Annotated in this window: 5 protein-coding genes; all 5 read right to left on the reverse strand. The window is 39.3% G+C overall.

The window, feature by feature from the left end:
• A partial coding sequence (locus tag QP439_RS03285) for a sialic acid-binding adhesin (protein ID WP_285387589.1) occupies positions 1–3,368 on the reverse strand: 3,368 nt, incomplete at its 3' end.
• Between the two features lie 314 nt (positions 3,369–3,682).
• Complete coding sequence (locus tag QP439_RS03290) at positions 3,683–9,682, reverse strand: ZmpA/ZmpB/ZmpC family metallo-endopeptidase (RefSeq protein ID WP_254754303.1); 6,000 nt, start codon at positions 9,680–9,682, stop codon at positions 3,683–3,685.
• 2 nt (positions 9,683–9,684) lie between these two features.
• Positions 9,685–10,248 carry a TIGR01440 family protein gene (locus QP439_RS03295; protein WP_000659515.1) on the reverse strand — a complete coding sequence of 188 codons (564 nt, stop codon included), beginning with the start codon at positions 10,246–10,248 and terminating at the stop codon, positions 9,685–9,687.
• Between the two features lie 114 nt (positions 10,249–10,362).
• Positions 10,363–12,054 (reverse strand): cache domain-containing sensor histidine kinase, encoded by a 1,692-nt coding sequence (locus tag QP439_RS03300; RefSeq protein WP_285387591.1) that lies wholly within the window; start codon positions 12,052–12,054, stop codon positions 10,363–10,365.
• Positions 12,051–12,788 carry a response regulator transcription factor gene (locus QP439_RS03305; protein ID WP_004261873.1) on the reverse strand — a complete coding sequence of 246 codons (738 nt, stop codon included), beginning with the start codon at positions 12,786–12,788 and terminating at the stop codon, positions 12,051–12,053. Before QP439_RS03305 ends, QP439_RS03300 begins: the two co-directional genes overlap by 4 nt.
• Between the last annotated feature and the right edge of the window lie 26 nt (positions 12,789–12,814).

The following is a 12,814-nucleotide window of genomic DNA, read 5'->3' on the forward strand; positions in this document are numbered from 1 at the left end:
GCTTTGGCTTTTTCTTCAGCCGTTAAATCGTTATTGGAATCAATCGCGTCATTCTTTGCTTTCAATGCGTCATCGATGGCTTGTTTTGCAGCTGGTTTGACTACCGGCGTTGGAGTCACCGAATCTACTGATGTTGCCCCAGCGTTTTTAGCTTGAGTTACTGCATCGTTTGTTGTCGCGTTGTCGATCGCTTGTTTCGCTGCGTCGGCTTTGGCTTTCGCATCTTCCTTAGCTTTGGCTTTTTCTTCAGCCGTTAAATCGTTATTGGAATCAATCGCGTCATTCTTTGCTTTCAATGCGTCATCGATGGCTTGTTTTGCAGCCGGTTTAGCTGTTGGTGTTGGAGTTACTGAAGATATACTTGTCGCTCCGTCATTTTTAGCTTGTTCTACCGCATCGTTTGTTGTCGCGTTGTCGATGGCTTGCTTTGCTACATCTGCTTTGGATTTTGCGTCTTCCTTAGCTTTGGATTTTTCTTCAGCAGTCAAATCGTTATTGGCATCAATCTCTGCTTCTTTTGCTTTTAACGCTTCATCAACTGCATTTTTTGCGTCAGTTTTCTTTTGGCTTGCTTGCGGATTAACGCTTTCTACATCAGCAACGCCTGTAGTTTTCGCATTATCTACTGTTGAGTTTGTTGTTGCAGTATCAATATTATTTTTAGCCGCTGTTGCTCTTGCTTGTGCATCTGCTTTTGCTGCTTCTTTTTCTTCAGTTGTTAAATCATTTCTTGCATCAAGTTGTGCTACTTTCGCTTTCAGCGCGTCTTCGATTGCTTTCTTAGCCACTGGTTTCGCTACCGCTGTTGGCGTTACTGAACTTACACTTGTTGTTCCTGCCGTTTGGGCTGAGTCCACTGCTACGTTTGTTGTAGCATTATCGATTGCTGTTTTTGCTGCATTCGCTTTTGCCTGTGCATCTGCTTTTGCTGCATTCTTCTCTTCTGTCGTTAAGTCGTTATTCGCATCGATGGCTGCTTCTTTCTCTCTTAAAGCTGAGTCAATAGCTGCTTTTGCCGTATCTTTCTTCGTTGCTACAGGATTATCATTGCTAATCGCTGTTGTCCCAGATGTTTTGGCATTATCTAATGCTGCTTTTGTCGTTACCGAGTTATCATTAATTGCTGTTAAAGCTTTCGCCTTATCGGCATTAACTTTTTCGATTGCAGCTACTTTTTCTTCGGCAGTTGCGTTTGTATTAGCATTAATCTCTGCAATTTTATTGTCTGCAGCTGTATTAATTGCATCAATTGCAGGTTGTTTATTTAAACTTGTGAATTCTGATAAAGGTTTTGTATCAGTTGAACCATCTTTATAGGTCACAACAAGATTTCCATTAGCATCTTTTGTAATCGTAGAAATTCTTGTCGCCTGATTGTCTACAGCTTGTCCTCTCTTGCTAGTAAAATTAGCATCATCGTTAGTTTGAGAGTATTCAATTTTTACTTTTTCTTTAATTTTTTCAAATTCTTCTGCAGTTACATTCGCTGGATCTACTACACTAACTGTTCCTTCTGGAGTCTTAATATCATATTTAGTAGTTTGATTTTTTACAACAAACTCAACATAACCTTCAATTTTTTGACGTTCTGCAGGATTAGTAGTTGCATTAATTCTTCCGTTAAAAGGTGCACTTTCTCCATTGTTGTCATCTTTTGCAACGATAACACTTGTCCATTTTTTCCCAGCAGTTAAATTCGTTGTTCCAGTCATTTTAATGGTTGCTGTCTTCTTATCTTCAGAAACAGAACCTGCTCCGCTTGTTACTGCGCTATCAACAATATTTCCTACTGCTAAACCAAAACTAGTTGCATTATTATAGTTAATGTCACCAGGGCCACGAAGTTTTAGGTCCTTAATCTTAGACTCATCCGTTGCAGTAAATGTTAGGTCTGTCTCTTCTCCAGAATAGATATAAATATTTCTGTTCGCTTCGTTTGAATACGGTAGATTAACAACCGGTGGAACATTTTTTTGTACAATTTCACTTACTGGTTTCGTCTTCGTAGAACCATCTGTAAATGTAACAACAATATTATTCCCAACGATATTAACCGATTGAATAACATCCTCTGGGTGTTCTACTAAAGTTCCACGTCTATCAGCAAATCGTGCATCTTCGTTTGTTGTTGAATATTCTAATTGAATACTATCTTTGATTTTCTTTAAATCTTCTGCTGTAGGATTTGTCAAACTAGTTACAGAAATCTTTTCATCTGTAGGTTGAGATCTTAAGGCGTATTTTTTTGCTTGAGATTTTAATACTAAGTAGAAATATCCTGGATCCGTTATATCCATACCTTTTTTAAGATTTTCTCTACCTTGGTCATCAACTACTTGAACATAACGAGTACCAACATTTAATGTTTGGTTTTCTTGTTTTGTGTAATCTCTGTTCTTTTTTAATATATCATTTGGACGACCTGTAATGACGATTTTCGCAGGATTTGCTTGACTCGCCTCCGATGTTACCCCTGCCGTTTCAGCACGATTTATTACAGTAGCTGTAAATCCAAATTCAACATCCAAGTCATTATCTGTACCTGCAACATTAGGGAATCTTTGTCTAGATCCTTTCTTAATCGTTGCATAGCGAATTTTTCCAGTTTCAGAATAAACTGGAATTTCTAATGAAAAATGCTCTTCGTTATAGATATAGATTTTCTTCTCATCTGGTATGGAGAATGTAAAGTCTACCTTTGGATCTTGATTGACAGCTGCACGGAATGTTGTATCCTTTTCAATTTCACTTCCATTACGCGGATCATTGGCACCAGTATTTTCAATCGCATTTGATTCTGATGGTTTCTCAGTATTCTCAGCTTTGATACCAACTGTTTCTTTACCCTCAGTAGTATCTGTTGAAACAATTTCTTTTTTCTCAACCGGCTTATTTCGTAATTTTGAGTTAACAGTAGTAACCAGTTTTTGATAGGCACTCGTCAATTCTTCTTGACTGCTTGCGCTCGCTAAAGTTGCTTTGGCATTAGCTAACTCAGCAGCTAGACTCGCTACACTTTCCTCAGTCTTATTAGCGTAAGCTCCACTTGAAATCTTACCTTCAATTTCACCAATATAATTTGCAAGTTGACTTTTATCTAGTTCTGGTTTAGTAATTTTCGGCTCACTAATTTTGGACTCACTCTGTTTTTCAGTCTTATCCCCACCTTCTTTAGCCAACTCTACTTTACTAGAAGACTCTTCAGTTACTTTCAATTGATCCGCTGCAACTGCTCCATTTCCTAAAAACATTAAAAAGGCAGCAACCGCTACACTCGCTGCACCAAAACTATATTTACGAATGGAGAAACGCATGATTTTTTCTTTTCTCTGATTCTCAAGGGACTTATCAGAAAGCTTGTTCTTCATTTATAATATTTCCTTTTCTCTTATCTATGTACACATTATATCATATTGAATTTTATGCGTATTTACAAATTACTTTATATTTCATTTTATAATTTTTAAACTATTTTTGCAAGTTGTTTGAACTCGAACAGAATCCATAAAACAAAGCCCAGACTGACATTTCATTTACTTTTTGAAAATCTATTTTCTAGTATTTTGGTTATAAATATATTCAATAATTATGCTTGTAAATGAACATTTAAGAACTTCAAAAACATCAAAAAGGTAGATCCAGTCAAAACTGATCTACCTTTTTATTATACTAGTCTTATCTACTATTTAGTGAATAAATCTCCAGTAAATCCGTTAGATTTTTGTAAAAGTTGTTTATAAACTTTCTCTTTCAGACCAACTGTATTTCCAAATCCATTCCCTTTAAGATCTTTTTCAACTGCTTCATCAAACAACTCTTGAAGTCTCGCATAAGTTGAAATTTTCTCACCATTAATTTCAATTTCAACAAAACCTTTTTGAGCTTTCTCATGAACTTCATGGTACCAAGCAGATTTCCATTCTTCTAAGTTTTGGAATCTTCCATTTGAAACTTTCTTAATGATAAAATCATCTCCAACATAACCGTTGTTTTCTTTCTTAGCAGCATCTTTGTATTTATTAGAAGCATATCCTAAGAAACCATCGAGGTAACCAAAGTAACCCCACATACGGAATGTATTATGTTTAAATGAAATAGAACCTACAGCACTTCTACTTGTATTACCACCATAGATACCTGCCATCATATTAACTGTTTGATAAGCAGAATCGAAACCTTCCGAACGGTAACGTCCATTACCTGGCATTCCATGCTTCGTAACAAAGTTATTGTTTACCAATTGATCAATCGTTGTTAACTTCATGTTTTTCTCTTCATCATTTAAATCACGAAGTTTATCCCATTGATGTGGCTCACCTTTTAGACTGTTACGATCAGCATTCGAACGCCATTCTCGGTCCATTTTCTTGAACCACTTATCATTTGTACCTTCATTTTTCTTAATAACGGCATTAGCTTCTAAGTAATCAAGCATCATCATTGATTCATTATAATTCTTCATGTAATGATCAATCTTCTGACGACTATCTAGCATATTAGGATTATAGTTATACCATTGCTTACCATCATTTTGACGCTCATATGCCATATTCAATCCTAAGGCACCATATTCACCATTTGGATTTGATACAGATGGTGATTGTAACATACCTTGAGCAAAGGCTTCAACGTCTGTTCCTTCACGGTGACGCCATCCACCCAAGTAGGCCATACGATCATTAATATGTGTAGTTTCGTGAGTAAATGCAGACGTTCCGAAGTCACTGATTAAGCTAGATAAAATATAATAGACAGCTTCTTGTGGTTGTGGATTTTGGAAAATATAGGCATAAGCTCCCATACCGTTGTTACCATGCCACTTACCTGTTGGACCATAGAATTCACGAATCGGAGCAAAGTCCCCGTTCTTAGTATGTCCCATACGGTCAACCCAACCAAGGTCTGGTGCAAAGTGATTATCCCAAATAGCTGATGATACCATATTTTCACTCTTAAGGAGTTGATTACGAACGTTATCCGCAGCAAGTCTTGACCAGAAGTCCAAATAATTGATTTGTTCTTGCGCGCGTAAATTGATTTCTTTCTTGAACTCTTCACGTTGGGCTTCGGTTGTCTTACCATATTTCTCAAACGAACTAAACGCAATCGTATTATAGGTCGTAATTAAGAACATATGCGCTTTCTTCAGGTTAAGAAGTGGTAAGATATAACGTCCATGATGACCGTTGTTAATTACTTCATACAGTTTATATTTCTTATTAGCGAAATCTGGATTTGATGATTGTTTCTCAACAACATAAGCATTATCCGCAATGTTATTCTTGAACCAAGTGTTCATATCAGTATCATTTGTGAATAATTCCATGTTGTATTTTAGGAATTCATGCAAGTTAGCTTTACCAGTAGCACTTGCAATCACATCACGATATGCATCCTGTGTTCTATCACCTTTCAAGAAGTGTTCACGTGAACCGATTTGAATTAAGCGGTCGATGACATTCGTTGATTTACCATAGAAATCCGGTTTAAACATCATGATGTCTTTAATGCTCATATCACCATACGCAAAACCATAATAGCGATTGAGATAAGCCAGACCCATCATAATTTTTGCTTTGTTATCTTCTACTCTCTTCACAAGAGCCTTCATTGCAGCTTCGTCGCCGTTTAACTGATGGTCTTCATTTTCAACGATTGCTTTCACAAGTTTATCAAGGTTACCTTTTACTTCGTCAAAGCTTTCTTCTAAGAATAAGTTACGAATATAATTGTTCTTATGATTGTCACTATTTTCAGCAGGTTTATCACGTTTGTCCATCAATGCACGCACTTCAGGTGAAATCAATTCGACACTTGCTAATTTTTCTTTCACATCAGCAATTAGTTTGTTACGATTCTTATCCACCATATTTGGTGTGTAAACGACATCACCTAAATCTGTAATAGCATATTCTTTTACTTGAGCCACTTTTGATGTAACCTTAGGTGATACGGATTTTTCTTCTTTTGTACCGTCAGCGTAATGAATCATAATATGATCAACATCTGATAAATCGGTCACAAATTGTCCATCTTTCATACCTGTAACAGATAATACTTCTGTATTCAGTAATTTAGAATCTGAAGGAATCTTGTTACCTTGATTTACAATCCATTCTTTATTGTAGAATGGTTGAAGTTTTTCGATGTTACGGTAAGCAAGCTCACGAGATGCATCATAGTCTTGAGTAGATTTATAAGTGTCAGCTTTTGATTCCTTATGATTTAACTTATCTACAAAATGTTCAGTTATTGTATATTCATGTGCAGTAATTCCCATTTTAGCAATTCTTGCATCAGCTTCTTCTTGGGAAACACCTTTCCAACGACTAGAACGAGAATAGGATTGTTTACCTTCACTTACACCATTAACGAATACATTATTATTTCGAACCCAGTTTGCACCAAAGTAATCATCATCCTCTGCATCACGAGAACCGTAAAGAATCTCACCACCATTCTTCACCTTCATCATAGTAACGTTATTTTCAGCAAGTCCCCATGACCAGTTAGAATGAAGCAAACCACCTGTTTCAAGAGGTTCTTTCACATCAATCGTACCTTTTGCAACAGAGTTCTTCAAACGTCCCCATGCACTAACATCTCTCGGATTATCACCATGATTCAATTTAGCAACAAGTCCACCGACCTTAGCTTTATTCCCTTTGATATAGGCATCAATGTAAGAGTTATCTGTGTTACTTCTCCAGCTTTCGCTGACAAGCCCACCTGACCACCATCCTGCGTTCCCTACACTTGTAATATTGCCGATAAAGGCTACATTACGCATATTGGATTCATCCAGTTTATTGACCATACCCGTAACGTCATTGTTACCTACAACATTACCTGTTACTTTAATGTTTTCAATCGTTGACTTCTTAAACATCTCACCAAGCGGTGCTGTCTTGTTCGCCCAAGGCATATTGATATCAACATTACCCAGATTGATGTCGTGAATATGAGCATTCTCAGCTTGTGCAAATAACGGACGAGCTAAATTGTGAATAGTGTAACGTTTATCACCCTCACTAGATAGCTTACCAGTGAATTTAGCTGTCACGTAAGATTTACTTGGTGTTGGTACATTCACAGCGTTTAAATCCGCACCAAGTTTAAACTCACCATTTGGAGTTTTTTGCATATCTTCAATTAATTCTTTGAAATTGTAGTATACATTACCTTCTTTGGCTTTTTGTTTTTCAAAATAATGAACATACTCTTCGCTAAGTGTGTTATCAGCATTCCGTTGAATCAAATCAGGTGCTTTGGCAGTGACTTTGTATAAAGTTTTTCCGTCTTTTTCTACTTCTTCAATCTTGTCAACAGCAAGTCGTGTAACTTTGTTGTCGTGAGTTGTCACTCGTAGGTAAAGTGGAGCAACATCAGCTGGTTTTTCTGTCAGCAAACTAGTATCTGTTTCGTTACCGTCAGCGTCCACACTCATCAAGCTTGTTTCTTTGATATTTTTGATTTCAACTTTTTTGAGGTCAAGTCTTAGCGGTTCTTCCTTCAGAACTTCTTCCTCATCACCCTCACCACGGTCATAAACCATCTTAGTTTCAAGTTTATAATCCTTGTAGTACTGCAAATCTGTCAAGGTAGTTGTCAGGTCGTCTGGTGAAACATTCAAGGTTTTCACAATCTCATCACCTTTTTTCAGAGTTAAGGTGATAGATTTAATGGCTGCCTTGCTTGGATTTTCTAGACTGTATTTAACATCTGAAGTCCGTTTCAAATCCTTAGGTTCAACTGCAGTGATGGTCAATACTGGTTTTTCAAAGCTCTTGGTACCACGTTTCAAAATTTTGTCTTGAGGTGCCTCAAGGATTTCCTCTGTAACTTTTGGAGCGTCTTCTGTTTTAACTCCTTTGATGGTGTTAAAGGTCTTGGTGATTTTTTTCTGACCTTCTTTTCCTTCTTGAGCTACAACTTCTAAGCCTTTTTTCAGTTGATCATCTTCTTCAACTTTTTCCTTAAATGGAATCTTTTCAATACTTTCTTCTACCAGAGTTCCTTCAATTGGTTTTGTCCCACGACTTACCTGTTGGTTTACAGGTTCCTTGGTAACTTCTGTGCTAGTTGAAAGAACTTGGTCAGTTTTAACACCTTCTACTGTTTTATAAGTTGTTTTAGTAACTTGACTACCTTTTTCACCATTTCTTACGACAGTTTCTTCGTCTGTGTACTTGGTTGGGTCCTCAGTCATCTCAGTTTTGTAGTCTAAGTCTGTAGTCGATGTTTCAACAAGGGTTCCCTCAGTTACTTTGTACTCAGGTAACTGTTCTTGTACAAGAGCTTGGCCAGTTTTACCTTCCTCTTGGGTACCTTTTGATTCAACTGGAGCCTCTGGCAATTCTGGCTGGGTTAAAGATTGGCCTTCTTTGCCTTCCTCTTGGGTACCTTTTGATTCGATTGGAGCTTCTGGCAATTCTGGCTGGGTTAAAGATTGGCCTTCTTTGCCTTCCTCTTGGGTACCTTTTGATTCAACTGGAGCCTCTGGAAGTTCTGGTTGTGTTAGAGCTTGGCCCTCTTTACCTGGTTCTTGAGTCCCTTTTGATTCAACTGGAGCCTCTGGTAAGGTTGGTTGCGTTAAGGCTTGACCTTCTTTGCCTGCCTCTTGCGTTCCTTTAGCTACCTGATGCGTTGGTTCAGCTTGTGGGGTTGGAGTTGGAGCAGGTTGCTCTTCTTTCTTAGTTCCAACTGCAATGACTTGCGAAACAGGATTTTGAACCACTTGGTCTTCGATGACTTCTCTAACTTCTTGACCATTAACCATCGATACTTTGGTTACAAGGCGGCGCTGACCATTTACTCCGGATGTGACGATACGAGTCTGTCCTTCTGCTAGATTCGCATCTGGGCTTGTGACTGTTTCAAACGGAATCTCTACCAAGCTCTCTTCCTGTCTAGTTTGAGGCTTCTCAGAAACTGTTTTTTCTTCAATAGCAGGAGCTGTCACAGGTTTTTCAACGACAGTTTCTGGCGCAACAGTCGGTGTTTCTTGAACTACTTCTGTCTTCTCGATTTCATTTGCACTTTGCTTTTCTACTGGCAACTGAGACTGTTCCACTGAAGCTGGTCTTGATGGATGGAGTTCTGCTTCCTTGAAGTATCCAATGTATTCATAGCCATCAATATGGATAATCCCTTCAGCCAAACCTTCATGTGTAGAGGCTGAAATAGTTTGGTTATAAGAAAGTAATTCTTTATTTTCAAATGCGAATGTCCCATAAGGTACAAAAGTGCTAGCTCCTAAAGAACCAATCAAGAGAACACCTAGGACCTCTTTGCGACCTTTTTTAGACACCAAAAAGACTGCTAGCGAAGCTGTTGCCAAACCAAGGCCTGCCAAGGCTAATTCTTTACTTCCTGTGTAAGGAAGTTGTTGACTGTTAGTTGCCTTCTTGCGATAAACTACATAAAGAATATCATCATCTTGAAATTCTGTTGGAACCTCATGGTGAATCAGGGCTTTTTCAGACTCGGTCAATTCCTGCTCCGCCAAATAACGGTAATGAACACTATGAGCACCGCCAACTTCATTGGCTTGAACCTTATCTACTGAAAGGGTAGCAGCACCAAAAAGGAAGGCCCCAATGGCTACAGGACCTACCCCAACAGTTAGCTTACGAATCGAATATTTGGTAATCTTTTCTAGTTGTTGTTTTGTTTTTCTCATTTTCACGACTTTCTAATAGAATCTTGTGGATAATGCGCACGCGCACCTCCGATTAATTTTGGACGACTTGCAAGAGCCGTTACATGGGCATGCCCAATCTCTCTCAAAAGAGGGCGAATCGGAACCTGAACATGCTTGACATGCATGCCAATTGCAGTGTCTCCGATATCCAATCCAGCATGAGCCTTGATAAATTCAACCTCAACTGGATCCTGCATCAACTTGAAGGCTGCCAATTGACCCGAACCTCCTGCATGGAGAGTAGGAAGGACACTAACTATTTCCAGACCAAACTGTTCAGCCACCTGACGTTCAACGACGAGGGCCCGATTGACATGTTCACAACCTTGAACGGCTAGATGAATTCCTTGTTCCTCTAGGATATCTAGGATGTTCTTCACAATGATTTCCCCAATTTCTTGGCTGGATTCCTTGCCAATCTGACCACCTATCACCTCACTAGAAGAAAGACCCAAAACAAAGATAGATCCTTGCTTCAAATTGGCCTTTTCTAATACATCTTTTACAATCTGGCTTGTTTCTCTTTGAATGTCTTTTTCCTTCATACTTGATACCTCTTTTGTCATTATCTATCATATCGTTTTTTCTACTTTTTAGCAAGATAGACAACCTAGAAAGCTTGCCCAATTACGCATAAAACTCCCAGAATTGACTGGGAGTTAGCTAGTTTCTATTCTATTTATGTATATTTCAACTGTCGTTCCTTTTGAGGGGACAGAATCAATCTTCATCTGGTAATCTTCTCCAAAATGAAGTTTGAGCCGTTGGTCAACATTTTGAAGACCAACTCCTCCACGTTTGAGTTGACTTTGACTACTATCGCCAGCAGCTTGGAAGCCAACTCCATCATCCTCAATGCGGATGACCAAGCCCGAATCCTGTTCCTGGACAGAAACTCTAATATGTCCCTGACCTTCCTTTTCTTTAATACCATGGTAAAGAGCATTTTCTACTAGAGGTTGTAGCACCAGCTTGGGCAAGACTAGATTATCAAAGGCAGGAGTTTCATTAATTTCGTATTCTAGCTTATCCCCATAACGTTGTTTCTGGATAAAGAGATACTGGCGAACATGATTGATTTCATCAGACAGGCAAATCAAGTCCTTACCTTGATTGAGCGCCAAGCGGAAATAGGTTGCCAAGGACTTGGTCACCTGAACCACTCGCTGACTATCCTGAAATTCAGCCATCCAGATGATGGTGTCTAAGGTATTATAGAGGAAATGCGGATTAATCTGGCTTGATAGGGCTTGAAGTTGGTACTGACGGGTCGTTTCCTCCTGGATACGAACATCTATCATCAACTGATCAATCTGATCCAACATGGCATTGAACTGACGAGTCACCTCTCTCAGTTCATAAGCACCCGCTTCCTTGGCACGAAGATTTTGAGCACCAGAAGCAATTTCCAGCATGGTTTCTCTCAAATCCTTCAAAGGGGCAATCCAGCGCTTGAGACTGAACCACACCAAGCAGAGACAGGCAAGAAGTGATGTGACACTAGCCCCAAGCAAGGTCCACAAGAGTTGACTCCGAACCTGGTCTAACTTTTCCAGTGATGACACGCCAAGCACCGTCCAATCAGTTCCTGCAATCTTTTCCTGACTGACGTAGGATTGGTGGTCGAGCGTATAGCCCTGCCCTGTCTCAATGTAGGGTTTCATGGCTTCCATTTCACTAGCTGAGCTATAAACTGTGTGTTGAGGATGATAAACAAATTCATGGTTTTCATTGATAATAAAGGCAAAGCCCTGCTGCCCCAACTGGAGTTGGTTGAGATAGGCTTCCAGAGTTTCGTAGGAAATATCCAAGCGAAGTACGCCAAGATTGGCACCCTTTGCATCAACAAGTTCCTGAGTGACAGAAATGACCCACTGACTGTCTGATTTGCGAGCTGGAGTCAAAATAGGCATGACTCCCTGATGAATGGCCTTCTGATACCAGTCCTCAGCCATCATATCAGAGGAGGTTTTCATTTGCACACTATCATCTGTAGAAATGACCTGACCGGATTTTGTGACCAGTACAACAACTTTCAAGTCTTGGTCTGACTTTAAGATGGTCAAAAACAAATCTCGAATTCCCTTGACCTTGTCTTGACTGGGATTCTCAGCATAGCCTAGGACATCTGCCTGCTGGGTCAAACTAGTCGAGGTGGTTTCTAATTTTTTGATATAAGACTGGATAAAGTGGCTAGTTTGGCTGATAGTCGTCTGGCTATTGCCCTCAATACTAGCCTCAATGGCTGAAGAACTAGATTGATAGTAGAAAGTCCCAACCAGAGCTAGGAGAATGAGAAAGACCAGAAAGATGGAAATCACCATTCTGACTAAGAGAGAAGAACGCTTCATCGACCTTCCCCCTTCTTAAACTGACGAGGTGTCACACCTGCAATCTGCTTAAAGCGTTGGGTAAAATAATTCATATCTTCAAAACCAACTTTCTCTGCGATCTCATAAATTTTCAGATCTGTAGTTAAAAGCAAGAGTTTGGCTTGTTTGACACGTTCTCTCACCAGGTAATCCTGAAAAGGTAGTCCCAACTCTTTCTTAATCAAAGAACTCAGATAAGTCGGACTAAAGCCCAAGTCACTGGCCAAAGACTTTAAACTAAACTGGCTATCAGCCAGATGGGACTGGATTTTCTGGGCCATATTTCCTTCAAACTTATCGGTCAGTAAATCTTGTAACTGCTCTTCCTTTTCTTCCTTATCCAACTTTTGCTTGATTTTCCCCAACATTTCCTCAATATCCTGACGAGAAAAGGGCTTGAGCAGGTAGTCATCCACACCTAGTTTGACGGCAGACAAGGCATAATCAAAATCATCGTAACCTGTCAAAAAAACTAGATGCACCTGAGGATAGGTTTCTCGGACCAGACTGGCCAACTGGATGCCATTTAGCTGAGGCATGTTGATATCGGTTAAAATGATATCTGGCACCTGCTTTTGTATCAATTCCCAAGCCTGCCTTCCATTTTCAGCCTGACCGATGATTTCCATATCGTAGGCTGCTACATTGACCAGTTTGGTCAAGCCTTGTCTTACCAGATACTCATCTTCTACAATTAAGATTGTGTAGGTCATGCTCTGCTCCTTTGTCACTTACTAGT

The organism is Streptococcus sp. UMB1203, assembly GCF_030217725.1.
In the GTDB taxonomy this organism is placed as follows: domain Bacteria; phylum Bacillota; class Bacilli; order Lactobacillales; family Streptococcaceae; genus Streptococcus.

Excerpts from the sequence above, each read along its gene's own strand:
- QP439_RS03290 (WP_254754303.1), bottom strand. The coding sequence starts at position 9,682 with ATGAGAAAAACAAAACAACAACTAGAAAAGATTACCAAATATTCGATT.
- QP439_RS03295 (WP_000659515.1), bottom strand. The coding sequence starts at position 10,248 with ATGAAGGAAAAAGACATTCAAAGAGAAACAAGCCAGATTGTAAAAGAT.
- QP439_RS03300 (WP_285387591.1), bottom strand. The coding sequence starts at position 12,054 with ATGAAGCGTTCTTCTCTCTTAGTCAGAATGGTGATTTCCATCTTTCTG.
- QP439_RS03305 (WP_004261873.1), bottom strand. The coding sequence starts at position 12,788 with ATGACCTACACAATCTTAATTGTAGAAGATGAGTATCTGGTAAGACAA.